Origin of the sequence: Saccharospirillum alexandrii (genome assembly GCF_004000275.1) — a bacterium.
Classification (GTDB): Bacteria; Pseudomonadota; Gammaproteobacteria; order Pseudomonadales; family Natronospirillaceae; genus Saccharospirillum; species Saccharospirillum alexandrii.
This window is the reverse complement of sequence record NZ_RCIP01000001.1, coordinates 938147-964510: the sequence shown is the minus strand read 5'-3', so window position 1 is coordinate 964510 and position 26364 is coordinate 938147. Positions and strand designations below refer to the sequence as shown.

24 protein-coding genes and 1 pseudogene are annotated in these 26364 nt (G+C 48.9%); 21 read left to right on the top strand and 4 right to left on the bottom strand.

What is annotated here, in order from left to right; all coding sequences use genetic code 11:
* Positions 1-37 precede the first annotated feature (37 nt).
* Positions 38-1441 carry a mannose-1-phosphate guanylyltransferase/mannose-6-phosphate isomerase gene (locus tag EP166_RS04490; protein ID WP_127555584.1) on the bottom strand — a complete coding sequence of 468 codons (1404 nt, stop codon included), beginning with the start codon at positions 1439-1441 and terminating at the stop codon, positions 38-40.
* A gap of 251 nt (positions 1442-1692) precedes the next feature.
* On the opposite strand from EP166_RS04490, the gene metG reads away from it, so the two are divergent.
* The 3 genes from metG to rfaH all read left to right on the top strand — a co-directional run bounded on the left by metG (position 1693) and on the right by rfaH (position 6169).
* The gene (metG, locus tag EP166_RS04485; protein WP_127555583.1) at positions 1693-3780 is read left to right on the top strand and encodes a methionine--tRNA ligase; all 2088 of its coding nucleotides are present in this window, start codon (positions 1693-1695) and stop codon (positions 3778-3780) included.
* Between the two features lie 203 nt (positions 3781-3983).
* Entirely contained in the window at positions 3984-5513 is a 1530-nt protein-coding gene (locus EP166_RS04480; RefSeq protein WP_127555582.1) for a hypothetical protein, read from the top strand.
* 98 nt (positions 5514-5611) lie between these two features.
* Positions 5612-6169, top strand: a complete 558-nt coding sequence (gene rfaH / locus EP166_RS04475) for a transcription/translation regulatory transformer protein RfaH (RefSeq protein WP_164743811.1) — start codon at positions 5612-5614, stop codon at positions 6167-6169.
* 104 nt (positions 6170-6273) lie between these two features.
* On the opposite strand, the gene EP166_RS04470 is transcribed toward rfaH, so the two are convergent.
* A complete protein-coding gene (locus EP166_RS04470; protein WP_127555580.1) occupies positions 6274-7284 on the bottom strand; it encodes an NAD-dependent epimerase in 1011 nt (336 codons plus the stop codon).
* A 242-nt stretch (positions 7285-7526) separates the two neighbouring features.
* On the opposite strand from EP166_RS04470, the gene EP166_RS04465 reads away from it, so the two are divergent.
* Complete coding sequence (locus EP166_RS04465; RefSeq protein ID WP_127555579.1) at positions 7527-8387, top strand: formylglycine-generating enzyme family protein; 861 nt, start codon at positions 7527-7529, stop codon at positions 8385-8387.
* 61 nt (positions 8388-8448) lie between these two features.
* Here EP166_RS04465 and EP166_RS04460 read toward each other — a convergent pair whose 3' ends face one another.
* The gene (locus tag EP166_RS04460; RefSeq protein ID WP_127555578.1) at positions 8449-11313 is read right to left on the bottom strand and encodes a hypothetical protein; all 2865 of its coding nucleotides are present in this window, start codon (positions 11311-11313) and stop codon (positions 8449-8451) included.
* A gap of 291 nt (positions 11314-11604) precedes the next feature.
* Here EP166_RS04460 and EP166_RS04455 point away from each other — a divergent pair, with 291 nt between their 5' ends.
* The 17 genes and pseudogenes from EP166_RS04455 to EP166_RS04375 all read left to right on the top strand — a co-directional run.
* Positions 11605-11904, top strand: coding sequence for a nucleotidyltransferase domain-containing protein (locus tag EP166_RS04455; protein ID WP_127555577.1), 300 nt, complete (start codon positions 11605-11607; stop codon positions 11902-11904).
* Positions 11901-12392, top strand: a complete 492-nt coding sequence (locus tag EP166_RS04450) for a hypothetical protein (RefSeq protein ID WP_127555576.1) — start codon at positions 11901-11903, stop codon at positions 12390-12392. Before EP166_RS04455 ends, EP166_RS04450 begins: the two co-directional genes overlap by 4 nt.
* A 116-nt stretch (positions 12393-12508) precedes the next feature.
* A complete protein-coding gene (locus EP166_RS04445; protein WP_127555575.1) occupies positions 12509-12847 on the top strand; it encodes a four helix bundle protein in 339 nt (112 codons plus the stop codon).
* 180 nt (positions 12848-13027) lie between these two features.
* Positions 13028-14395 carry an MBL fold metallo-hydrolase gene (locus EP166_RS04440; RefSeq protein WP_127555574.1) on the top strand — a complete coding sequence of 456 codons (1368 nt, stop codon included), beginning with the start codon at positions 13028-13030 and terminating at the stop codon, positions 14393-14395.
* Positions 14396-14902: 507 nt separating this feature from the next.
* Positions 14903-15250, top strand: coding sequence for a MarR family EPS-associated transcriptional regulator (locus EP166_RS04435; RefSeq protein WP_127555573.1), 348 nt, complete (start codon positions 14903-14905; stop codon positions 15248-15250).
* Positions 15247-16320: a dTDP-glucose 4,6-dehydratase gene (rfbB, locus tag EP166_RS04430; RefSeq protein ID WP_127555572.1), complete on the top strand. Its 1074-nt coding sequence runs from the start codon at positions 15247-15249 to the stop codon at positions 16318-16320. Before EP166_RS04435 ends, rfbB begins: the two co-directional genes overlap by 4 nt.
* Positions 16317-17195 carry a glucose-1-phosphate thymidylyltransferase RfbA gene (gene rfbA / locus EP166_RS04425; protein ID WP_127555571.1) on the top strand — a complete coding sequence of 293 codons (879 nt, stop codon included), beginning with the start codon at positions 16317-16319 and terminating at the stop codon, positions 17193-17195. Before rfbB ends, rfbA begins: the two co-directional genes overlap by 4 nt.
* Positions 17185-17613, top strand: a complete 429-nt coding sequence (locus EP166_RS04420) for a sugar 3,4-ketoisomerase (protein ID WP_127555570.1) — start codon at positions 17185-17187, stop codon at positions 17611-17613. Before rfbA ends, EP166_RS04420 begins: the two co-directional genes overlap by 11 nt.
* Positions 17603-18124 carry a GNAT family N-acetyltransferase gene (locus EP166_RS04415; protein WP_127555569.1) on the top strand — a complete coding sequence of 174 codons (522 nt, stop codon included), beginning with the start codon at positions 17603-17605 and terminating at the stop codon, positions 18122-18124. Before EP166_RS04420 ends, EP166_RS04415 begins: the two co-directional genes overlap by 11 nt.
* The gene (locus tag EP166_RS04410; protein ID WP_127555568.1) at positions 18121-19242 is read left to right on the top strand and encodes a DegT/DnrJ/EryC1/StrS family aminotransferase; all 1122 of its coding nucleotides are present in this window, start codon (positions 18121-18123) and stop codon (positions 19240-19242) included. Before EP166_RS04415 ends, EP166_RS04410 begins: the two co-directional genes overlap by 4 nt.
* Positions 19223-20503 (top strand): O-antigen translocase, encoded by a 1281-nt coding sequence (locus EP166_RS04405; protein WP_246026214.1) that lies wholly within the window; start codon positions 19223-19225, stop codon positions 20501-20503. The genes EP166_RS04410 and EP166_RS04405 overlap by 20 nt, the downstream gene beginning before the upstream one ends.
* Before the next feature lie 248 nt (positions 20504-20751).
* Positions 20752-21639, top strand: coding sequence for a glycosyltransferase family 2 protein (locus EP166_RS04400; protein ID WP_127555567.1), 888 nt, complete (start codon positions 20752-20754; stop codon positions 21637-21639).
* A gap of 239 nt (positions 21640-21878) precedes the next feature.
* Entirely contained in the window at positions 21879-23033 is a 1155-nt protein-coding gene (locus tag EP166_RS04395; RefSeq protein WP_127555566.1) for an O-antigen ligase family protein, read from the top strand.
* The gene (locus EP166_RS04390) at positions 23026-23502 is read left to right on the top strand and encodes a glycosyltransferase family protein (RefSeq protein ID WP_127555565.1); all 477 of its coding nucleotides are present in this window, start codon (positions 23026-23028) and stop codon (positions 23500-23502) included. Before EP166_RS04395 ends, EP166_RS04390 begins: the two co-directional genes overlap by 8 nt.
* Entirely contained in the window at positions 23503-23991 is a 489-nt protein-coding gene (locus EP166_RS04385; protein WP_127555564.1) for a glycosyltransferase, read from the top strand.
* Complete coding sequence (locus tag EP166_RS04380; RefSeq protein WP_127555563.1) at positions 23981-24877, top strand: glycosyltransferase; 897 nt, start codon at positions 23981-23983, stop codon at positions 24875-24877. The genes EP166_RS04385 and EP166_RS04380 overlap by 11 nt, the downstream gene beginning before the upstream one ends.
* Positions 24878-24966: 89 nt before the next feature.
* Positions 24967-25125 (top strand): annotated as a pseudogene (locus EP166_RS04375) (transposase); the annotation flags it as partial.
* A 24-nt stretch (positions 25126-25149) separates the two neighbouring features.
* Here EP166_RS04375 and EP166_RS04370 read toward each other — a convergent pair.
* Positions 25150-26261, bottom strand: a protein-coding gene (locus tag EP166_RS04370) for an IS3 family transposase (protein ID WP_246026212.1) whose coding sequence is annotated in 2 segments (ribosomal slippage) — positions 25150-26000 and positions 26000-26261 — 1113 coding nt in all. Because the reading frame shifts where the segments join, the coding sequence is not laid out codon by codon here.
* Positions 26262-26364 lie beyond the last annotated feature (103 nt).

The window sequence follows — 26364 nt, the reverse complement described above, 5'->3', positions numbered from 1 at the left end:
AGAGGTTACCGGGGCAGTGCCCCGGCCAAAGCTGGTGTTACTGCCGCCCATACCGGTCGGTAAAGCGCACAATGTCGTCTTCGCCCAAATAACTGCCGGTCTGCACTTCAATCAGCTCCAGCGAAATCTTGCCCGGGTTTTCCAGGGCGTGCACGGTGCCAATGGGAATGTAGACCGATTCGTTCTCGCTGAGCATTTGAGTCTTCTCTCCTATGGTAACGTTGGCAGTGCCGCTCACCACTACCCAGTGTTCAGCGCGGTGGTGGTGCATCTGAACCGAGAGCTTTTCACCCGGTTTCACGGTAATGCGCTTCACCTGGTGGCGATCACCCAGGTTTATGGTCTTGTATGAGCCCCAGGGGCGGTGAACCCGGGCATGCACATGGTGCTCGGTCCGCCCTGCGGCTTTCAGCTGGTTCACGATGAACTTCACATCCTGAGCCCGCTCGCGCGGCACCACCACCACGGCATCGTCGGTTTCGATGATCGCCATATTTTGCACGCCAATGGCGGCTACCAGGCGGCTTTCAGCGCGAATCAGGTTGCCGCTGGCGTCTTCGGTGAGCACATCGCCTTGCAGCACATTGTCTTGTTCGTCTTTCTCGCTCAGATCATACAGGGCCGACCAGGCGCCGATGTCGCTCCAGTCGCCGTTGTAGGGCACCACCACAGCGCGCTCGGTGCGTTCCATAATGGCGTAGTCGATGGAGTCCGACGGGCTCTGCGCGAAGGCTTCTGCATCCACCCGAATGAAGTCGAGGTCTGCGTACTTGTTGACCATGGCTGCCTGTGTGGCGTCGTAAATGGCCGGCTGAAATTGCTTCAGCTCTTCCAGATATACCCGCGCCTTGAACACGAACATACCGCTGTTCCAGAAGTAATTGCCAGCGGCCAGGTAACGGGCGGCGGTGTCGGCATCCGGCTTTTCACGGAAGGCGACCACGGCGCTGGTCACATCGGTAGCGGCCGCTTCAATGTAACCATAGCCGGTTTCCGGGTAGGTGGGCTTAATGCCAAAGGTGACCAGCAAATCACTCTTCGATTGAATAATGGCTTCCTGAACCGAGGCACGAAAGGCCTCGGTGTCTTTCATGACGTGGTCGGCTGGCAACACCACCAGGGTGGCTTCCGGGTCCCGTTCCAGTGCCTGAAACGCTGCCAGAGCAATGGCCGGTGCGGTATTGCGGCCTTCGGGCTCCAGAATCAGCTCGGCTTTGGTGCCCAGGTCGGCCATTTGCTGGGCGATGAGGAAACGGTGTTCATCGTTGCACACCACAATGGGCTCGGCACCGATGCCTGCAGCCTGCACTCGTTTCAGCGTCTGCTGAGCCAGGCTCAGCTCCGGATCGGCCAGGGCGATGCATTGCTTGGGGAACAGCTCCCGGGAAACCGGCCACAGCCGGGAACCGACGCCTCCTGCGAGCAAAACGGGAATAATCATCCTTGGAACTCCTTGGTTTGAACCGTTGAATATAACAATGCCTGCAATGATAGCATTAGGGGCGAGGTACGAGCTACGAGCTACGAGCCGCGAGCTAGTAGCGAACAGCTCAAAACTCGCGGCTGAATTCAAAAAACCCCGTTTCTCAACACCACGCCATCAGGTAGAATGCCCGGCTCTGCGAAAACTCATCGCGTTTGTTTTAACTCAAAGCTAACAGCTCGCAGCTAACAGCTAAATAAGGAACCCCCATGCCCGACCGCCGCAAGATACTGGTCACCAGTGCCCTGCCATACGCCAACGGCCCCATTCATCTGGGTCACATGCTGGAACACATTCAAACCGACATCTGGGTTCGGTTTCAGAACAGCATGGGCAATATGTGCACCTACGTCTGCGCGGACGACACTCATGGAACAGCGGTCATGTTGCGGGCCGAGAAAGAAGGCAAAACCCCGGAAGACCTGATCAAAGCCGTTCAGGCCGACCACATGCGCGATTTTGGTGGCTTTCTGATCGACCACCACAACTACTACAGCACTCATTCGGATGAAAACCGTTACTACGCCGAGCTGATCTACACGCGCCTGAAAGAAAACGACATGATCAACGTGCGCACCATCAGCCAGCTGTACGACCCGGTGAAAGAAATTTTCCTGGCCGACCGCTTCGTAAAAGGCACCTGCCCGAAATGTGGCAGTGAAGACCAGTACGGCGATGCCTGCGAAGTGTGCAGCGCCACGTACGAACCGAATGAGCTGATTAACCCGAAGTCTGCTTACACGGGTGCCACTCCGGAAGTGCGCGAATCCGAACACTTCTTCTTCAAGCTGCCTGAATGCCAGGCCATGCTGAAAGAATGGACCCGCTCCGGTACCTTGCAAGACAGCGTCGCCAATAAGCTCGCTGAATGGCTCGACGCCGAACTGCAGGAATGGGACGTCAGCCGCGATGCGCCGTATTTCGGTTTCGAGATTCCCGGCGCCCCCGGCAAGTTCTTCTATGTCTGGCTCGATGCCCCCATCGGCTACATGGCCAGCTTCAAAAACCTGTGCGACCGCCGCGATGACCTGGAGTTCGATGATTACTGGAAGTCGGATTCTATGGCCGAGCTGTACCACTTCATCGGCAAAGACATCATCAACTTCCACGCCCTGTTCTGGCCCGCCATGCTCGAAAACGCCGGCTACCGCAAGCCAAGTGGCGTGTTCGCCCACGGCTACATCACCGTGAACGGCGAGAAGATGTCCAAATCCCGTGGCACCTTCATCATGGCCAAAACGTACCTGGAGCACCTGAACCCGGAATACCTGCGTTACTATTACGCGGCGAAACTCGGCTCTGGTGTTGAAGACATTGACTTGAGCTTGACGGATTTCGCACAGCGAGTGAACTCCGACCTGGTCGGCAAGGTGGTCAACATCGCCAGCCGGTGTGCGGGCTTCATCAAGAAAGCCGGTGGCAGCTTGTCTGACACCGTTGCCGAACCGCAAATGCTGGCCGATTTCCAACAAGCTGGCACCACCATTGCCCAGGCGTACGAGCGGCGTGAATTCAGCAAGGCCGTACGTGAAATCATGAACCTGGCCGACCGCGCCAACGAGTACATACAAGCCAAAGCGCCCTGGAGCATGGCCAAAGAAGCAGGCCGCGAGCAGGAAGTGCACGATGTGTGTTCCATGGGCATTCACCTGTTCCGGCTGATTACCCTGTACCTGGGCCCGGTACTGCCCGATATGAACGAGAAGGTCAAAGCCTTCCTGAACGTCGAGAGCCTGAACTTTACGGATCGTGAAACCGTGCTCACCGGCCACGCTATCAACAAATTCAAGCCACTGCTTACGCGCATTGAAATGACACAGATCGATGCGTTAATAGAAGCCAGCAAGGAAGACGTAGCCGCCGATGCCAGAACCGGCACCCCGGCCGCCGGTGCCGGGCAAAGCCAGGCGCAGGCCCAACCGGCCAGGAACGAGAAAGCCGCCAAGTCAGACGATGCAGCGGAGCAGGGCGCTGAGATTGAATTCAGTGACTTCGCCAAGCTCGACCTTCGCGTTGCCCGAGTCGTCGAAGCCGACCACGTTGAAGGCGCCGACAAATTGCTCAGGCTGCAACTGGATGTCGGCGAAGGCACAACCCGTCAGGTGTTCTCGGGCATCAAGAGCCACTACCAGCCGGAGCAGTTAGTCGGTAAGAATGTGGTACTCGTCTATAATCTGAAGCCACGCAAAATGCGTTTTGGACTGAGTGAAGGCATGGTACTGGCCGCCGGCGGTGGTAATGAATTGTGGGTACTGGAAGCCCACACTGAGGCTGCGCCCGGTACCCGCATTAGTTAATGCTGGTGTGAGTGAGGGCGCGGAGCTTCAAGCCCTGGCCAGGCGTTCCTGCAGAGCGCCTTTGATTGCACTGTATGAGCAATGCGTCCCAAATCAGGGTAAACATGGCCAATGCCGTTGTTTCTAAAGGCTTTTCGACTAGAATGGCGAAGCCCATGTGGCTTGGTTCGTTTAAAGGATCGAAGGTCAACCAGGAGTGTTAAATGACTGATCAGCAAGTACGTCGCGACCCCAGTGACGACGAAATCGATATTGGTGCGTTAATGGCACGGGTCTGGGCGACCAAAGGTCGGGCCATGATCGCCTTACTGGTGGTCGCGTTGGCCTTCAGTGCGTTTCTGGCATTGCGCTATTTGGCCAGTGACAAAAACGTTACCTACAGCCAAGCCTTCGACCTGACGTTCGATGGCATCGCCAATGGCGAATTTCCAGATGGCTCTCCCTTTCTGATCAGCGATGTCATCAGCTCCACCGTGCTCAGCCGCGTGTACCAGGAGAACCAGCTCGATGCCACCGAGCTGACGCTCGACGAATTGCGGCGCGGCCTGAACATAGAGCCTTATGCGCCCGACCACTTCCTGATTGTTCAACGCTACCGCAGCCGCATGAACAACAGCAACCTCTCGGCCGCAGAAGCCACCGAGTTGCAGCAACAAATGCAGTCCGATCTGCGTACCGCCAGTGCCAGTGGCATGCTGCTGTCCCTGCAATTACCCGATGGCACACTGACCACCGAACAGGCCCGAGAGATCCTGCGCGATATTCCCAACACCTGGGCCGAACGCGCCATCAGCGAAAAAGGCGTGCTGGAACTGAACTTGCCCATTTATTCCGAGCGTATTTTTGACGAAGCGCGTTTCGAGAGCCTCGATTATCTGGTTGGTATCGAGCTGCTGCTCGATAACATTGGGCTGGTGCAAGAAAACATCGCCGCCCTTAAGCGGGAACCAAACTCCACCAACGTGACCGACCCTGAAACTGGCTACAAACTTGAAGACCTCGAAAAAGCCATTGCCGACGTGGCCGAATACGACTTGCGCCAGCTGATCGACCCGGTAAAAGAACTCGGCCTGGCACGAGACCCTGATTTTGTGCGGCTGTTTTACAACAGCCGCATGCAAGAACTGGAACTCCAGCAGCAGTTGTGGCACCAACGTGCTGAAGTCACCCGCACTGTGCTGAACTCGTACCGCAGTGAGGGCCAGAGTGCCGCTTCTGGTAACGCGGGCAATGCCCCGCAGGCCAGCCTGGCCCCGCAACTGGGCGATGCCTTTCTCGACCGCTTGCTGGAAGTATCCCGCCAGGGCGACGACCTGGCCTACCGGCAAGAGCTGACAAAGCAGGTGCTGGAATACGAAAACAAAGCCCTTGATGTACAGAATGAAATGGCGGAAATTGAGCTGACTCTGGCTTCGCTCGATCGGGCTGAAGAAAACGATGAAGACATTCAGCGCTATGTCGACCAGGTGCAGCAACGCCTGCCCATGGTTCTGGAAACCCTGCGCGACTATACCCGCGTGGTAGGGCGCATTCACCAGCAGCTCGGCCGCCAGGCCGTGGGCACAGTGAGCGAACTGGTGCGGCCGATGGGTGGGTCTTTTGCTGAAACAACCCCGCGGGCGGTTACTAGCGGCGATGTTAAAACACTGATTGCGCTGTTGGTGCTAACGCTGTTCGGTGCGGTTTTCGTTAGCCTGATTGCCGATTTGTTCAGAGACCGAAAAGCGCACTGAGCCAGTGTGATACAAAAGGTATGAGCGCCGGTTTTGAGCGCTCACCCAGGGACACCGCCGCGGCAGGGAAGCCACCGGCAACGACAGGAGATCACGCGATGACATTGCAACCGATCACCTCGCATCATCCGTATACCGGCGAATATGAGGCTCTGCCTGGCCAGCCAGCCTGGTACCTGGTGCAGTGCAAACCGCGCGATGGCTTCCGTGCCGAAGAACACCTGAAAAACCAGGGTTTTACCTGTTTTCACCCCACGCACACCGTGCGCCGAACCCACGCTAACCGCCGTACGGTACGGGTAGAAAGCCTATTCCCGCACTACCTGTTCGTACTGATTCGACCGCAACAAAGCTTTGCCGCTGTAAACGCCACCCGGGGTGTCTGCAAAATCGTGAACTTTCACGGTTACCCCAGCCCAGTGCCGGTTTCTCTGGTAACCGCGCTCATGCGACACAGCAGAATCCTGAACGGTCAGGAACCCGAACCCGAATTCAAACCCGGCGATACCGTCACCATCACCGAAGGTGCCTTTCAGGCGATCGAAGCTGTGGTAAAAGCCACCAAGGGCGAAGAGCGCGTAATCTTACTGCTGAACTTGCTCAGCCAGGAACGGGAGCTGGAAATGGCCACAAGCCAGGTGCGGGTGGTTAAATAACGTGGAACATCAGAAGACGCGAAACACGTAAAGACGCAAGACAATAACTGACGCAGAACACTAAAAGACGTCAGTTCGTGTTTTGCGTCCTTTAATGTCCTGCGTCACTTCATGTTCTGCGTCTTTTCATACCCTTTATACCACTCCACCAACGCCCGAACCCCGTCATCAATGCTCGTATTCGGCTGATACCCGGTTAACGCCGTCAGCTTGCTGGCATCCGCATAGGTAATGGGCACATCCCCGGGTTGCATCGGCAGGTAGTTCTTCTCGGCCACAGCACCCCAATGTCGCTCCAGCGTCTCGATAAACTCCATCAGGTGCACCGGCTTGGCATTGCCGATGTTCAGAACCCGGTAGGGCGCATCGCTGCTGGCGGGCGTGTGGTGGTTGCCCTTGGCAGAGCGGGTAGGGGGCGCATCGAGCGATTGCAGCACACCGGCGACAATGTCGTCGATGAAGGTGAAGTCCCGCTGCATATTGCCCTGGTTATACACATCGATCGGTTTGCCTTCCGATACCAGTTTCAGAAACTTCATCGGCGCCATATCTGGCCGGCCCCAGGGGCCATAGACGGTGAAAAACCGCAGTCCGGTGGTGGGCAGGTCGTACAAATGGCTGTAACTGTGCGCCATGACTTCATTGGCTTTCTTGGTGGCCGCATACAGGCTGACCGGGTGGTCTACCGGGTCGTCTTCACTGAACGGCTGTTTTTCGTTCTCGCCATACACAGAGCTGGACGACGCATACACTAGGTGCGCCACCTGCTGCTGCCGCGCCAGCTCCAGAATATTGCCAAACCCGACCAGATTGGCATCGATATAGGCACTGGGGTTCTCGATGGAGTACCGCACCCCGGCCTGCGCCGCCAAGTGCACAATGCGCTCAAACCGGTGTTCTTCAGCCAGTTTGGCCATGGCCACCCGGTCTTCAACCCCCATCTCAACAAAGGTAAACCGGTCGCTTTCAATGCGCGCCAGCCGGTCCCGCTTAAGCTGAACTTCGTAATAATCGTTCAGGTTATCGATGCCCACCACCTCATGGCCCTGGGCCAACAACTGAAGCGCCACATCACACCCGATAAACCCGGCCACACCGGTAACAAGAATGGTCATCCCTGCAGTCCCCAAAAAATGAAAAGAAAAATGAATAGTTGCTGCAAATGTTAACACATCAGGTATGAGCTGCGAGCGGTGAGCTAACAGCTAACAACTAACAGCTAACAGCTAAAAGCTCGCAGCTCGCAGCTCACAGCTCACAGCTCACAGCTCGTCCCAAATCTGTGACTCCAACCAAAAACTCGCACACCGAAGCTTGATACACTGTACAAACCAGTCACCCGAGTAAGGATCACTCAATGCAAGCGCGTTCCTGGCTCGCCATCGCTATTGTCACAATCAGCGCGGGCGGTGCCACCCTGTACGGCCTGAACCTCAACCCTTCCAAGCACCTGCCACGCCTCAAGGTCACCCAGGCCGATATTGATGCGCTGATCGACCGTACCTATGAACAGATGGTATTCGTCGAAGGCGGCGAGTTCCTGATGGGCGACATCATGCACGACGGGCTGTATTCGACCTGGGGTGATGACAACAAACCGGCCGTTAAAGTATCGCTCGATAGCTACTCAATTGGCGCCTATGAGGTTAGCTATGGAGATTTTGATATCTACACCGCGGCCAATGGCCTGCCCGGAACGCTGGATGAAGATTGGGCCGTAGGCCAGGAATGGCGCAAACCCGAATACCCGGCAGGCACAAGCTGGAAGGGTGCCAAGAATTACTGTTTATGGCTGGCGGAGATTACCGGTGAACCCTTTGATTTGCCGACAGAAGCGCAATGGGAATATGCGGCGCGTAGTCGAGGCTTGGATGTCATCTACGCGACTGATGATGGCACCATTCGGCCTGGGGAAAATTATGAAAATGATGCAAACCACCCATTACCATCTGGCACGTTCCCACCGAACCCACTTGGCCTTTATGACATGTCTGGGAATATGAAAGAGTGGGTTAATGACTGGTACGATGAAAACTACTATGAATTCATGCCTAGGCATAATCCGCCCGGGCCGGAAAGTGGCACTGAGAAAGTGACGAGGGGCGGTGTTTTTGCTGAAACATTTACTGCAAGCAATATTATCATCAGATTCACTCAGCCGGACGTGGAGACCGAGTTTAGAATAGTTGGGTTCAGGTGTGTACTGAACGCCAATTAAAAACATTTTTAAATCTCGAAGCTCACCAGTTCCTTTAGTGGTTTTTCGACCAAACGATCGACTAAACATACTTAGTAAAATCATAATTTCCTAATGCCGCTAGAGCAGCATCTCGGGCTCTGCTATTTTCTAGAGCTCGTTCAGGTAGGTTGTCTCGCCAGTCACTGAAAAAGCGCGCTTCAACACCGTCTAGTGAGCCAATGATAATGTCGAAACCATCCCAGGAGGTCCATCCTGTTTGGTCTGGATGTAACGGGCCTTCAGGTCCCATGCGTTCGGTAATTTCCGTGTACTCCCGTTTACATGTAATTGTCCGGAGTATCTTGACTATGGCTTCCTCTCGAGTTTCATTATGCCCATCAAGACCCCAACTGCCTAAATGAAATATTGCCGTTTTTGTGGCGCAAAGTGTTCTCAGCATGGTTGCTTTTGACTCGGGCGGAGAGAACTGTAGCAACCCCTGATCATCATTAAGTATATTTTCGGCCAACTGGTGAGCATACCTATTTTCTTCAAATGGAAGTTGTAACGCTGTCCACCATTGATCAATTGCCTCAACTGTTCCACTGAGTCCCTCCACAAAGGTGATGCCGATTGAAAATACTCCTGATATTACTTTGTGGAGAACTTTGAATGCTTCACTATCCATAATCTCCAATCTCCCAAAATCAAATTTCATCAACTGGTGATATACAAACTGCACAAAGTCGATCAACGCATTAATACCGACTGAAGCCACCATCTCACCGCTAGCCCCAATACCGAGTGCGGCACCAGCCTTCGCCCTGAACATAAACTTGCCGTCGTCATAGCCAATAAAGAGACCAAGCGTGGCCCCCGCACCCGCACGAGCCTGAAACTCACCCCCCAGCTCAGCCAACGCCCGAAACGCCGGCTCATCGTTAGTCCGCGCTTCCGGGTTATCCCATTCAATGGAGCCGTTCACGCCACAGCCGCCAGAAACCCCGGTAAACGCATTCAATTGCACATCGGTGGGCACGAAGTGCGGGTCGTTTTGTTGTTTCTGAGTGGCTTCGTTGCTGCTTAGCCCGCGAATTTCTGGCTGCCCACCGTCCATGCTGATATCAATGTTGCCCGATAGCAGCACCTTGGCCCCGGCGAAGCCCATCAGGTAGATGGTCATGGTGGCCCGAATGGCGCCGAAATCTAGCAGTTGGGTGCCGCCATCTTTGGTGGGTAGGTCCAGCAGCATGGGCCAGCCTTCCTTGCTGGGGAAATGACAGCTCGCCGTCGCCTTACCTTTAAACAACGCCACACTCATTTGTGCATCGGCAGAAAGGCCAATGGCGGTTTTACTGAACGTGGCGCTGGCGGAGGCACCCGCAAAGAAACGCAACATGGCCGCTTCGGTGGTGGCGGAATAGTGTTCACTGGCGCTGAGCCAGTCGTGCTGTTCGCCAGTGGTTGCGTTCCAGTCGGCCGCCCAGTCTGTCAGGCTGTGGTCAAAGGCGCCCAGGTCCAGGGTGGCACGGGTTTTCAGTTTCCCGCGGCTGAAGTCTTCCGCCAGTGATCGGGCGGCTTTATCGGCATCGAACTGGCCGGCTTCGTTGGTGTAGCGCCGGGCGTTGCGAACATCGGTAGCGAGCGAATAACGACGAATGTGGTTACGAATTAAATCACTGCGCACATAGGTAAATTTGCGGCCGCGGTAGCCAAGCAGTTCGGTCAGCCCGGCAATCTGATTGCTGTGCTGGGGGCCATTGCCCTGGGGGCTATCCAGTGCCGGGCCAAGTGCGGCCATTACGTTGTTTTTAGCGGTTGTTACCGGGTTGTCTGAACCGTTGCTACTTGTTGAGCTATTCATAGCAGGCTGAGAAGCCTGGTTTTGCTGCGCCGCGTTCAGGGCGGTGATGGCGGAGGTGAGCGCCTGGTGGTCCTGGTCTATTACCTCGGCCAGTAGATCTGGTATGACCAACAGGGCATCGCTTTCCGGCAGATAGGCCACTTCCAGCGCCAGTGGCACCGGATCGGGCGGTAATACCGTAACAGTGAGCGGGTGTTCTGCATCCCGGTTGCTGGCGTGCAACTGATACTCCCCGGCCGCCACCGGTATATCTAAAGACCAGTCGACATCGGCCTGGTCGCGATTCAACGGCACCGATTGTTCGCCCTGGGTGGGCCCTTGCCATTGCACCCGCACGGCACGGCCGTAGCTTCCAGTACCGGCAACGGCCAGCACCGGCGTTCCCGGTACCCAGAGCTCCTGCCCGGGCTCGGGTGGCTGGCTTAGGGTGTAATCCGGGTGGTTCAGGTTGGCCAGCGGCGTGGCGTGGGGCACACCATAGAGTTCAAACGCCAGGTCCCACCAGCTTTCATCGGCCGCCAGGCGGTAACGTTCGCGGGTTTGTCGAATGGGGCGCTGTTCCAGGCGCAGTTCGTCGCCGGGTTCAGGCTGAACGATGCGCACCGTGGCATTGTGTTCAACACCCCCTTCAACCGCAGCGCCGCCGCCAAAACGTGAGGGCAGGGAGGCAGATTTATCAGCCGTGCCACTGCCCGAACCAACCGCCGTGCTTTGGGCCGGCAAATCTGTTCGGAACGCATACACCGACCGATGGCTGTGCAACCCCTGGCGGTACTGGGTTACAGGCTCGGCCCGAACGCCATCCCAAGCAATGAACAGCCGATGCTCGTTTGGCGAAGCCTGCTGCCAGGCGCGCGCCGTTTGCGCCGAAGCCTGCCAGCAAAACCGGCGATGCTCTGGCCGCTGCAGAAAATGCCGAACGGGGTGGGGCAGTTCATACCAGCGAATGGCGTGGCAGCCACCGGGTTTAGATTGAAGCGGGGCTTCTGGCTGAAGGCTTTCGGTTGGCTTGGCACCGGCAAAGAAGGCATCTTCCCTGAAGAGGGAGTCAAACCCCTCATCAAACGCCGAATCTTGCCCTGATTCAAAATGGCTGTTCATTATTTATCCCTTTCCCCACATCCCTGGGGCCAACGGTTTTTACGAATAACGCGGGACTTTAACGGCGTGGGCACAGAGTTCCAGCGGCAAAAGGAAACCATGTGATTGGCTTCGCAAAGAAGGATAGCTACGAGTTACGAGCTACGAGCTACGAGCTATGAGTTACGAGATAACAGCTAACAACTAACAGCTAACAGCTCGCAGCTAACAGAACCCATTATCGTCTCGCGTCCCTAAACTAAACCCCTCCTTCCTGCTAAACTCGGATTAAACTTCAAAAGACACAGCTCAATGCGCCTAACACCTTTCCAAAAACAGGCAATCCACCGCATCGTAGCAGAGCAACTAGGTTCTGATGCGAGAGTACTGTTATTCGGTTCCCGGTTGGATGACAACGCACGGGGAGGGGATGTCGACTTACTGGTTGAGTTGAATTACCCACTCACTAACCCTGCTGAAACAGCGGCATCCGTCAGTGTTGCCGTAATGCGGGCCTTAAATGGCCGCAAGATCGATGTTGTTCTGAGTGCCCCCAATCTGCCTGAACAGCCTATCCATCGGATAGCCAGAGAGCAGGGGGCCTTGCTGTGAGCAACTCATCCTTTGAGGCCCTTCGGCAGCGCTTGAGATTCCTGGGCCGGGTAGTCAGAAAAGAGATACAGCATTTAAACTACTCGGAGCAACGAGCCTTTGCCAAACCCATTACTATCGACAAAGTTCGCAGTATGGCGACTGATGAAGCCTTTGCCGAGCGGGTGGAAGCCTATACCAGCCGTTTTTGCCGTCTACAGGATACCGTCGGCGACAAATTACTGCCCAGCTGGCTAACAGCCTTGGGCGAACAACCGCGTGCTGCTATAGATAACCTCGACAAAGCCGAGCGGCTCGGCGTGCTGGAGTCTGCCGATCAATGGCTGATGATCCGCCAACTTCGAAATCAAATGGTGCATGAGTATATCGAGGTTCCAGAAATACTGGCTAATGCACTTGAAGCTGCCCATTCATACCAGCCAGCCTTAATCCGCTGCGCTAACGCCATTCTGACCGACCTGGAGAAAAGAGAATTATTAGAAAAGTGAGATGGTAGCTGCAAGAAGAGATCTGTGAGCAATAAACTACAAGCTCAAACCTCGCAACTCCATTTTAAACTAAAAGCTCACAGCTCAAGGCTCGCAGCTATCATTTAAGGAACCCCATGAACTTCGAAAACCTAACCGTATGGAAACGATCCGCCACACTGTCTGCCAATTTATACCTCTATTTCAAAAAGTTAAGCGACTTCGGTTTCAAAGACCAAATCACAAGATCTGGCCTCTCAATCCCATGCAACATAGCCGAGGGCATGACCCGGACGACAAACCCAGACAAGCACAAGTTCCTGGGCTACGCCTACAGCTCCTGCGCAGAACTACGCACCCAAATCCACATAGGCGCCAAAATCCAGTACATAGACCCAAAAACCAGCGAACACTGGTTAAACGAAACCAACGAAATATCAGCCATGATTAAAGGTTTAGACAAAGCCATCAACTGAAAGCTTCGAGCTGAGAGCTGCGAGCTATGAGTAAAAGACTGTATAGCATCAGTTTATCTTTAGCTCACAGCTAATAGTTCGAAGCTAACAGCTGTCTTTTAACTAATAGCTCGAAGCTAACAGCTGTCTTTAAAACTAACAGCTCGCAGCTAAAAGCTCGCAGCTAAAAAAAGGACCCCCATGCCCACGGATGCAACCCCCCAGATCACCCACCACGGCGCAGTAACCGGCGTAACCGGCTCCTGCCACCAATACCAAACTAAACACACCAACGCCTTAATAGACTGCGGCCTCTTCCAGGGCGCTGAATCCAACCGGCCGCTGCATGCCTTCGACTTCGCCGTGCCCGAGGTAAGCGCCCTCATCGTCACCCATTGCCACATAGACCACGTGGGCCGCATACCCTGGCTCATTGCTGCCGGTTTCCGGGGCCCCATTTACTGCACCGAACCCACGGCTGCCTTGTTACCCCTGGTGCTCGAAGATGCCCTCGGCATACATATACCCGACGATGCCGACCTGGTAGAGAAAGCCCTGGCGCGCATTCTGAGCCAACAGCAGCCCGTGCCCTACCACCAATGGCAGCCCCTGCCCGGCGCTGCAACCGAGCTGCGCTTCCAGCCCGCCGGCCACATTATGGGCTCTGCCTACGTTGAACTGGAAACCCACGGCCACCGCACCGTATTCAGCGGCGACCTCGGAGCATCCGGCGCCGTGTTCGTAGACCCACCCCAGGCCCCCGAACGCGCCGACATCCTGGTGCTGGAAAGCACCTACGGCAACCGCGACCACGAAGCCCGCGCCGAACGCAAAACCCAACTGGGCAACAGCCTGAAACGCGCCCTGGCTGACGGCGGCACCGTGCTGATACCCGCCTTCAGCCTGGGCCGCACCCAGGAAATCCTCGCCTTCATAGAAGACCTACTGCACGAGAACAATTTAATCCACCCCGACGGCATCGGAAGTGCCTTACCGATTATTCTCGATTCACCCCTAGCCTTACGAATGACCCAGGCCTACCGCCACCTGGTAAACCACTGGCGCGAACCCCTGCAAACCCAACGCGAAGCAGGGCGCTTGCCGCTGGCGTTCGACCAGTTAATAACCCTGGAGCACCACAAAGACCACCTGGCCATGGTGAAACGCCTAACCCACACCCGCCAACCTGCCGTAGTGCTCGCCGCCAGCGGCATGTGCCAGGGCGGCCGCATCATGAACTACCTGGAAGCCATGCTGCCCCTGCCGGAAACCGACGTCTTCTTCGTAGGCTACCAAGCCAAAGGCACCCTGGGCGCCGCCATACAAAGCGCCCACCCCGGCGACACCGTACGAGTAAACAACCAACCAACCCAAATGAACGCCCAGGTACACCGCCTAAGCGGCTTCTCTGCCCACGCAGACCGCACCGGCTTAACCAACTTCTGCGCCGACATACCCACCGCCCCAACAGAAATCCGCCTCGTCCACGGAGACGCAAGGGTGAAGCAACAATTCCAGGCTCACCTGGCCAATAAACTCCCAAACACAAAAATATGGGTGCCGGGGTAGGGCAGCAACGAGCTTCGAGCTGCGAGTGAAAGAAAGCTGAGAGCTTTGAGCAGCGAACTACGAGCGATGTGTGAAAAGCAGGATAGCTTGGATTTATCATTAACTCTAAGCTAATAGCTCTCAGCTATCAGCTCACAACTTCCCTACAACCCCAATACAAACCAACAACAAAACGCAAACCAGTTCCCTTGACCCCCCAACCGCAACCCCCTACAATTCGCGTTCAACAACTGAACAACCCCTTGGTGTGCCCTGTAACCGGCCGGGCGGTAGCGAATCTAATCGATTTTCAGCACCTCGCAAAACCCCATTCCAGAGCCTTCGAAATATTCGATTCAAGAGAATTCCTGGCAAATCGGCCAAAAAGACTTGCACCAATACATACCGAATTTACGATTTTTGCTCACAGCTCACAGCTCACAGCTCACAGCTCACAGCTCACAGCTCACAGCTCACAGCTCACAGCTCACCAACATCCGTTAATGCCCATTAGCCAGCGTGCCTACTATGCTTTCCGATGAACTTCGTTATCAGTTACTTCGCACCATCGAGCGAAACCCAGAGCTAACACAGCGCCAAATTGCCAAAGAACTGGGCTTGAGCCTTGGGAAGGTGAACTATTGCGTGAAAGCTTTGCTGGATAAAGGCTGGATAAAAGCGGGAAACTTCAAAAATAGCTCAAACAAAAGAGCCTACGCCTACATTCTTACCCCAAAAGGTTTAGAAGAAAAAGGGTCGGTAACATTGCGGTTTTTAAAGCGTAAACTGCAAGAATACGAAGATATACAATATGCCATTGAACAGCTACAAAATGAAGTAACTGAAAGTCAAAGGAAAGAGCTTAAAATACTATGAAAATTTTGATTACCGGTGGAGCAGGTTTCATTGGATCTGCGGTGGTTCGTCACATTATACAGAACACACAAGACAGCGTGGTTAACCTCGACAAACTGACTTACGCTGGCAATCTTGAAAACTTAAAAGACGTCAGTACTTCTAAGCGATACGCCTTCGAGCAAGTGGATATCTGTAACCGGGATGAATTAGATCGGGTACTTCAGGAGCATAAGCCTGATGCGATTATGCATCTGGCAGCAGAGAGCCATGTAGACCGCTCGATCGACGGCCCGGCAGAGTTCATTGAAACCAACATCGTAGGCACCTATACGTTGCTAGAAGCAGCCCGCCAGTACTGGCAGAACCTGGAAGCTCAACTTAAAGCAAACTTCCGATTTCACCATGTTAGTACAGACGAAGTGTATGGTGACCTCCCGCACCCGAGCGAGGCGCCAGACTGGGAAGAACACCTTTTTACCGAACAAACGGCTTATGCGCCTAGCAGTCCATATTCAGCAAGCAAGGCTAGCTCCGACCATCTTGTTCGGGCCTGGCAGCGCACCTACGGGTTGCCTACATTAGTCACCAATTGCTCTAATAACTACGGCCCTTATCACTTCCCGGAAAAGCTTATCCCTTTAATGATTCTTAACGCCCTGGAAGATAAACCTCTCCCGGTGTACGGCAAAGGTGACCAGGTCCGCGATTGGCTTTATGTGGAAGACCACGCTCGGGCACTTTACAGAGTCGTTACCAAGGGTAAGCCCGGTGAAACCTATAACATTGGCGGACACAACGAAAAGCAGAACATTGAGGTGGTTCACACTATCTGCGATATTCTCCAGGAGCTGCGGCCCAAGGAAAGCGGTTATCAAAACTTGATTACCAACGTAAAGGACAGACCTGGCCACGACATGCGCTATGCAATAGATGCTAGTAAAATCCAGAAAGAACTTGGCTGGGTTCCTGAGGAATCCTTCGAAACAGGAATACGAAAGACAGTACAGTGGTATTTCCACAACCTTGAATGGTGTAAGCGAGTGGAAGACGGAAGCTATCAACGAGCACGCATGGGAGTAAGTGCATGAAAGGCATCATCCTCGCTGGGGGTTCCGGCACCCGGCTATATCCAATAACACTGGGTACTTCCAAACAGCTCCTGCCTGTATACGATAAGCCTATGATCTATTACCCTCTATCAGTGCTGATGTTGGCAGGCATCCAAGACATTCTTATCATAACGACCCCTGAGGACGAAGTTAATTTCAAAAGAGCACTGGGTAGTGGTGATCAGTTTGGCATAAATCTTAGCTATGCTCAGCAACCCAACCCAGATGGTTTAGCTCAAGCATTTATCATTGGTGAAGATTTCATAGGTAATAGCAGTGTATGCTTGGTGCTTGGGGATAATATTTTCTATGGTCAAGGTTTCACCCCCAAATTAAGGGAAACTGTAGAACGTACAGAGCAGGGGCAAGGCGCCACAGTGTTTGGTTACCAGGTGAAGGACCCAGAGCGCTTTGGGGTCGTGGCATTTGATAATAAACGTAAAGCTATCTCCATTGAAGAAAAGCCAAAAAACCCAAAGTCACATTTTGCCGTTACTGGACTATATTTTTATGACAACCGCGTGATTGAAATTGCAAAGGCTATAGCGCCTTCTCAGCGGGGTGAATTGGAAATAACAGACGTCAATAAAGCTTACCTGGAAGCTAACGAACTAAACGTAGAACTATTAGGGCGGGGTTTCGCATGGTTAGATACAGGTACCCATGAAAGCTTGTTAGAAGCTGCCCAGTTTGTAGAAACTATAGAAAAGCGACAGGGGTACAAAATTGCATGCTTGGAGGAGATTGCCTATAACAATGGTTGGTTAAGTAAGCAGCAAATGCTGGTCCAAGCAAGCGAAATCAAGAAAGGCAGCTATGGGCGCTATCTGCAGGAGTTGATCGATGAAAATTGAAAATGTTGAACTGGTACGATGGTTTGATTTCCCCTCCTTGGGAGATGATAGAGGCTCTTTAGTTGCACTAGAAGGAAGCAAGACAATACCTTTTGATATCAAGCGCGTCTATTATATCTTCGGAACTCGTTCTGATGTTTCTCGTGGTTTTCATGCCCACAAAGCTTTGAAACAAATCGCAATATGTATAACCGGGCAGTGCAAGATGTTGCTAGATAATGGGATCGAAAAACAAGAGGTATGGCTAAATTCTCCTACAAGAGGGCTATATATTGATGACATGATTTGGCGAGAAATGCATGAATTTAGCTCTGATTGTGTGCTTTTAGTATTAGCCAGTGAGCATTATTGCGAGTCGGACTATATACGTGATTATAAAGTATTCTCGAAACTGAAAGGTCTTCCATATGAAGCTTGAATCAAAAACAATTAGGTTGCGCTTGGTAGAAGAAAGCGATGCACCATTTATATTAAGTTTACGGCTAGATGAAAGGTATAATCAGTTTCTCTCAAAAGTGATGGCCGATGTGGAGTCACAAAAGAGCTGGATAAAAAAATACAAAGAAGACGAATCTGTAGGTAATCAGTATTACTTTATAATTGAACGCTTAGACGGGAGTCCATGCGGTACTGTTAGAGTTTACGATTTAAAGGATGATTCATTTTGTTGGGGCAGTTGGATATTGAATGAAAATAAAACACGCTTTTCGGCAATTGAAAGTGCGCTTCTTGTATATGACTTTGGGTTTCAGAATCTTGGTTTTAAGAAGTCTCACTTTGATGTTATGAAAGGAAACGATAAGGTTATAAAATTTCATAAACAAATGGGCGCGATTGAAACTGGTGAAGATGAAGATAACTACTACTTCGAGATTTACAAAGAAAGCGTTGATGGTGTAAAGGAACGATTAAGAGGAAAGATATCATGATCCCTTTCCTGGATTTGAAGAAAATTAATCTTCAGTATCGACAAGAATTGATTGAGGCTGCTACCCGAGTTGTAGATTCTGGCTGGTACATTAAAGGTAAAGAAGTAGAGTTATTTGAGCAGGAGTTCTCTAACTGGTGTGGTACCACTCATTGCGTTGGAGTTGCGAACGGTTTAGATGCCCTGACGTTAACGTTACGTGCATGGAAGGAATTGGGGAAGTTGCATGAAGGCGATCAAATAATTGTACCTGCTAACACATATATAGCAAGCATTCTAGCAATCACTGAGAATAGGTTAACACCAGTCCTCGTAGAACCAGATGAAGATACTTACAATTTATGCCCAATGAGAACGGCTGCTGCAATCACACATAAAACTAAAGCTATATTAGCGGTGCACCTTTATGGGCAGTTAGCGCCAATGCCAGAAATAATGGAACTGGCTGAGGCTAATAACTTACTTGTATTAGAAGATTCTGCTCAAGCACACGGAGCGGAGATAAACGGTAGAAGGGCAGGTAATTGGGGCCATGCCTCTGGTTTTAGCTTTTATCCGGGTAAGAACCTTGGCGCACTAGGCGATGCCGGTGCTATAACTACAAATGATGAAGAGCTAACGCAAACTATTCGTGCGTTGGCTAACTATGGCAGTCATAAAAAATATGAGAATATTTATCAAGGCGTGAATAGTAGACTAGATGAAGTACAAGCAGCGTTACTGCGAGTTAAACTTAGGTACCTTGATGCAGAGACACTTCGTCGTAGGGAAATTGCATTAGCTTATGCCAAGGGTATTAAGAATCGATCTGTGAAGCAGCCCATTAAAATTGATGCTAATATAACAAGTTTAGAAAATCACGCCTTTCATTTGTACGTAGTTAGAAGTAGTGATCGTGATATATTGCAACAGCATCTGCTTACGTCTAATGTACAAACCATGATTCACTATCCGATACCACCGCACCAGCAAAATGCCTACGCTTCTTGGAACAGGCATAGTTATCCAATAACTGAAGCGATACATGAACAAGTTATAAGTTTACCAATTAGCCCCGTGATGGATAATGAGCAGGTAGAACAGGTTATAGATGCCTGTAATGACTTTACAGGCATTTGAAATGACTTTAATAAAAACAAGTCTTTTAAATGGAATTGCTGTTGTCATCAAAATGCTTACCTTATTGGGCATTAACAAGATACTTGCTATCTATGTAGGTCCTTCGGGATATGCCGCACTGGGTCAATTCCAGAATGCTGTACAAATGATTACCACCTTCGCCAGTGGTGCTTTGAACACAGGTGTTACAAAATACACTGCGGAATACTTTGACGATGAAGCGCGTCAACACACCGTTTGGCGCACGGCTGGTACGATAGCAATGATTGGGACGTTTATCACTGCCGTACTCGTAAGCATCTTAAATGAAACTTTAGCTGGTTGGTTTTTACAAGACGAGTCATTGGGTAGTGTGTTTGTTTGGTTTTCTGGAACATTAGTATTCTTTGTTTTTAATACTTTACTAATGGCTGTCCTAAATGGTAAAAAAGAAATAAAGCTGTACGTCTCAGCGAATATCGCAGGGAGTATTTTTTCACTATCAGTAACAAGTGTACTGGCAATTAGCTATGGTCTTTATGGTGCATTAGTTGCTTTGGCTATTTACCAATCATTAACTTTCTTCGTAACTTTAGTGCTAGTCTATAAAGCACCATGGTTCAAACTTTCTTACCTCTTAGGAAGGGTTGATAGAATAGCTGCCAAAAACCTCGCTAAGTACACGGCGATGGCACTAACCAGCGCAGTTTGTGTACCTATTAGTCATATATTGGTTAGAAATCATATCGGGGAGTCCTTTGGCTGGAGTGCCGCAGGATACTGGGAAGCGATGTGGCGGCTAAGTACAGCGTATCTGATACTAATTACCACTACGCTCAGTGTATATTACCTGCCTAGGCTGTCTGAGTTAATAGACCCCAGTGATATAAAGCGGGAAATATTACAAGGTTATAAAATTATTTTGCCTACGGTCAGTGTTCTCGGTCTTATGATTTATCTCTTACGTTACGATATTATCCGAATACTATTTTCGTCAGAATTTTTGCCTATGGCTTCATTGTTTCCAATGCAGATGCTTGGTGACACATTAAAGATTGGAAGCTGGGTGCTATCCTATCTAATGCTTAGCAAAGCTATGATGAAAATGTTCATCCTTTCGGAAATAATTTTCGCAGGTATGTTTTATGTTTTTACAGTAATTTTTACTAATTTTGTAGGTTTAGATGGCGTTGCAATCGCACATGCGGTTAATTATTTTTGCTATTGGGTAGTAGTATCTACTATTATTTTAAAATATTATCGAAACAATAGTGAGATTTAGATTTAGATTTAGATTTAGATGTGTGGTAGCTATTAATGAAGTATGGTTGATGTTATGGTTTGTTGTTTTGAATCTATATCAGTACTTTTCTTTTGTCGATTTAACCTATATGGCCTATTTTGCGCAATACATGAGGTTGAAGCCTAGATCTTCTGCGCCTATCCAATTTTTATTCGTGCCTATGAAAGCTTCAGGCGTACTAGAAACTAGAACTTAAATATTAATGATATTTAAGCTGAAGGAGTTTTATGTCTTTAGTAAGTGTTGTTATCCCAAGCTTTAATCATGGAGAATATATCCAAGAGTGTATATTAAGTATTATTGGACAAACTTACGAGAAAATTGAGTTGTTAATAATAGATGATGGTTCTACGGATGATTCTGTTAAAAAAATCAAAGAACTTACTAATTTGTGCGTAGATCGTTTTATCAGATATGAGTTGCGAGTTAGGGAAAATAGAGGATTGTGTGAAACCCTCAATGAAGCATTCGAATGGTGTAATGGCGAGTACATTAATCTGATTGCATCTGATGATAAATTATTACCACAAAAGATAACCTCACAATTTGAATTGATCCGTAGTCGTGATGAAAAATGCGTTGGTGTCTTCGGTAGTGCTATTAAGGTAGACCGCAATAACACCCCAATTGGTATTAAACTGGCTAAGAAGTCTCTTGTTTATTTTGATGATATTGTTTTACACAAACACAATTTACCAGCATGTACACAATTCATAAAGAGAAGCAGTGTTGTGGAAATGGGGCTGTTGCCTTCTAATTTGGAAATTGAGGATTGGTATATGTGGTTAGCACTGACTTTGAATGGTTGCTATCTATTATCCTCTGATGAGGTCGTCTCTCACTATCGGATTCATGGTAGTAACACATCTGGTCAAGTAGAGAAAATGCATAGTGCAAGAATTAAAGTTCTATTGAGATTTCAAAATTTATTGTCTAGAAATAAATTTTGTCTTGCAAAAGCTAGTTGCTTTTTGGCTTCATCAATAGAAGCTAATGATGTAAAGATAAAAATATATTATCTTGCAAATGGTTTGTATATTAGTCTTTCCGTTGTATTCCTTAAGAAATTCTACAGTGCTCTCATACGCTTGTTGATAAAACGTGAAAGTTATTAAATATAACATTGTTGGGGTTAGATTAAGACGCACTAGAGGTAATGTGTAATTTTGATATTCTGGCAAAAAATAGCTCATTGTTAAATTATAGTTGACACCATGCTTCAAGTTAAATAAGAGCAAGCTTTGTTATTTTAATGCCAATTGAAATACTGGTCGTCATTTTGGTAATGTGGCAGTTAAAACTGAATGGGAGTTAAAAAACGTTTCATGGCTAACATTAAATGTAAGGGCGAACAGTGAATAGACTTAAATTTGATAGGGCTTTTATAGAGTTCTTTACTGTTGGTAGTATTCTTTTGACACTTTCCGTGTCGTTTGATTACAAATTTGATGCTATTAGTTCTACAGTAAATAGAGCCTTGATACTTGTACTTGCATGTACTTTGATTTTTGTAACTGGCAAGATTAAAATTAAGATATCAGTATTTATCGGATATTTATTGGTTTTTATTGCATCTATCGTCTTTAACGATGTGGGGTTATTTAGGGCTTTAACGGCTTATATTGGACTTTGTGTGCCTTGGTTGTTTTTTTTGACGTACTCTCCTTCATTTGAACTAAAACGAAAAATACCATTCATGATAGCGCTGCTACCACTGGTTTCTGTTTTTTTTGGTTTACTATTTCAGCTTTTTGGAATTTCTAGTGTATTTCGTGCGGAATATACTGGAGTTAGTCGATTGCAAGGGGCTAATATACCTGCCCACTTTTCTTTTTTGGCATACGTTGCTTTTTTATCTTCATTGTTTCTGTGGATTTCAAAAGCTAAATATGCATTTTTTTTCATAATATTGAATTTATTGCTTCTAAGCTTGGCGTTGACGAGAGGCCCCATGCTCTTAGCTGCAATTGCCAGTCTTTATGTTTTCTTTGTTTTTCGTCTCTATTTAAATAGAAAGGTTATTACCTTAGTATTAATGGCTTTCCCATTTATTTTGTTGGGAAGTTTTTTTATTGTTGAGAGAGTTATGATGCGCTCTACAGCTATAGGGAGTGATGGTTCAGTTTTAGAGGTGAATACTTCTGGTCGACTTGAAGCTTGGCATACATACTTTGAACTTGCCAAAAAAAAACCATTTTTTGGCTACGGTGTTGGAACTTCAACTGAAGTGCGAGAATTAGGGTATACAAATTTTGGTGTGCCACATAACGAGTATCTTAGATTTTTTTATGAATATGGGTTGATTGGTGGCTTTGTCCTATTTATATTTATATCATGGGCTTTTTTGAAAGGATCTAAAAGTATGCCTTACATAAATAGGAAATTGTATTACTTGTTTTTAACCCTATTCGTTCTATATGCAATATTTGACAATGTACTAATAACTTATCAATTTCTAATTCCATTTCTTCTTTTAATGCTTTCTCTTAGGTCTAGATCAAATGAATAAAGGTAAAAATGTTGTGTTAGCTGTGGCCTCATTTGGCGGTCACTGGAAGCAGCTTTTTCATATTGTTTCTGCTATCCAATCCAATACTGACAATGTGGAGTTTGTGTATTGTACGACAGATGCTTCATTGATGATCGAAGATAAATTGTATGTTATCAATGATTTTAGTGCAGATAATAAAATCAAAGCGTTAGGGGCTGCTCTATTTTCTTTTAAAGTACTTATTAAGGAACGTCCTAACGTTATTATAACAACTGGTGCTGCACCAGGATTGATTATGATTATTAGTGCTTATTTACTTAGGGTGAAAAAACGCATCTGGCTTGATAGTATCGCGAACTCGGAAAGTATTTCTAAGTCTGGCAAGTTGGCTAAGTATTTTACAACTCATCATTTTACGCAATGGAAACATCTAGAGCATGTCGGCAAAAATAATAGATGTACAATTTATATTGGAGCAATATTGTAGATGGTTTTTTTGACAGTTGGAACTCAATTTTCATTTGATAGGCTTGTTGCTCCAGTATATGACTGGTGCAAGAGAAATAATTCAGAGTATATTTTTCAAGTTGGTGCTTCTTTATATTTGAAAGATGTTGAGGATTATCGAATTGTAAAAAATATGAGTTCAGAATCATACTATAATGCATTCTCTAAAGCCCGAGTTGTTATATCTCATGCCGGGATGGGCACAATACTCAGCGCAATTGAATATGAAAAGCCTTTGTTGATCATGCCAAGGGAGTTTAGGTATAAAGAGCATCGAAATGATCACCAAGTTGACACCATTAGACATTTGTCAGCATTGCTAGAGGGTTGTGTAGTTCGTGATCCCAACCAACTGATCGAAAAGTTAGAGCTTGGAAATTTATCTGTGCCAACCAAAAGAAAGGAAAATTTCAAAAACGAAAAATTGCTTATTCAAAATTTAACGAGGGTGATTACCGGTGATTCTTAGTTTCGTTGTTTGTACCTACAATAGATCAAGTTTTCTGAGATTATGTTTGACGTCAATCTTCGATGAAATAGGCGATTCTCAGGGTTACGAAGTAATAGTTGTAGATAATAACTCTAATGATTCAACTGTTGATGTAGTAAATGAATTTGAACATGTAACGTATGTATATGAAGAGAATCAAGGGTTAAGTTATGCTAGAAATAGGGGTATTGCAGAAGCAAAAGGTAAATGGATAGCCTTTATAGATGATGATGCTGTATTAAGGAGTACATGGTTAGACGCATTTATTCATGTTACGAAGTACTATAATTTCCAGTGTTTTGGTGGACCATATTTCCCTTGGTATAAGGATGGTAAGGTTCCTTGGTTTCCTGATATTTATGGATCGAATACTAAATGGCTTAGTTATCGATTTTCTCAAGAAATAAGTAAAGAGGTAAGTGGTGGGAATTCTGTATTTTTAAGAGAGTTATTGGAAGCTTCTCCTATGTTTTCAACAAGTCTTGGAATGAATGGTACTAACGTTTTCTATGGGGAGGAAACTTATCTTATTAGATGGATGAGAGATGAGCTTGGTATTTCTGTAGGTTATTCCCCTGAACTATCAATTGATCACTATGTTCCACTACATAAGCAAACATTTAGTTGGATTTCTAAAAGATCAGTTAAAGAAGGGGCGTCTTTTGTAGAGTCTAGGCCTTCTTGTTTTGCCTATACTAGGTATTTTTTTAGAGTTTTTTTTCAGTGTATTCTCTTTCCAGCAATATTAGTTGATCTGTTTATTAAAAACGGATTTTCTATTTCATTCTGGGCAGTTATCTGTGAATTTTGTAAGCCTTACCTAAAAGTCTATGGTTTGCTAGGTCGCTTGTTTCGTAGTTCGTAAGTGGTCAATGAACCCCACGGTAATCCCCCGAATGATAAGGGTGAGTAAAAGTAGAATTTCACATACCCTATAGGGGAAGGCGACTCTGCATGAAAAAGTCCCGTTTTACTGATAGCCAGATTATGGCCATCCTGCCGCAAGCCGAGAATGGCGTGCCGGTACTTGAACTGTGCCGAGAGCACGGCATGAGCAGCGCCACTTTCTACAGGTGGCGCGCCAAGTTCGGCGGCATGGTTGCCTCTATGGTCAAGTGCATTGTAAACATCCCTGTTTTAGTTGCACTGTAAATTAGAGTTCTCTGCCCGTTGATGTCTAGCCAAATATTCCCATGGTGTCAGGTCTTCCAGTGAATCGTGGGGACGCTCATCGTTGTATTCCGTCATCCAGGATTCGGTCAACTCTCGGACTTCGGTGAGGTTCCGGAAGACATACATGTTCAAGATCTCGTCCCGATAAGTCCGATTAAAGCGCTCAACATTTGAGTTCTGGGTGGGTGTGCCTGGCTTGATAAACTCCAACTCGATACTGTGTTGTTCAGCCCAATCTGCCAAGGCAATCGAGATGAATTCAGGGCCGTTATCCATGCGTAGTTTGGCCGGGTAGCCTCGCCAAGCAATGATGCGCTCCAGAACCCGTATGACTCTCGGTGCTGGCAGGTTCAGGTCTATCTCGATAGCCAGTACCTCCCGGTTAAAATCGTCTACCACGTTAAAGGTGCGGAATCGGCGGCCACAGAACAGACTGTCGCTCATAAAATCCATGGACCAACATCGATTAACGGTGACTGGCACGCTCAATGGCTCCGGGTTTCGTGTCGGAAGTCGTTTCTTGCCCCGTCGTCGCTTGTTCAGGTTGAGTGCGCAATACAGCCGGTAGACTCGCTTGTGATTCCATCCGTGGCCCCAGCGTCGCAGCACCTTGAACAGCTTGCTGAAGCCGTAGGCGGGATAGCGTTCAGTCGCGCTTTGAAGCGCTGCAATCACCGGTTCATCGCGGGAGCTATCCGGTCGATACCGGTACACAGAGTCACTGATGCCAGCGATTCGGCAGGCTCTGCGAATGCTGACGCCGTGAGCCTGCTTGAGGTAATCCACCAGTTCTCGTCGAACGGCTGGACTTACAGCTTTTTTTCGATGACGTCCTTTAGGAGCCTATGGTCCAGGCTCAGCTCGGCGTACATCTGCTTCAGACGACGGTTTTCCTCTTCAAGCTCTTTGAGGCGCTTCACATCAGAGGCCTCCATACCACCGTATTTGGAATTCCAGTTGTAGTAGGTCGCATCGGAGATGCCGTACTCCCGACACACCTCCTTGACCAGTCTGCCACCTTCAACCTCTTTCAGGATCTTAACGATCTGTGACTCGCTGTACCGTGATTTCTTCATGGTGTCCTCCGATTGCCTTATTGTAGGCCGGAGAACTCTATTTACACATGCCCCTATTCTAGGGGATGGTTACACACAATGGCTTTAGACTTACAATAATTAA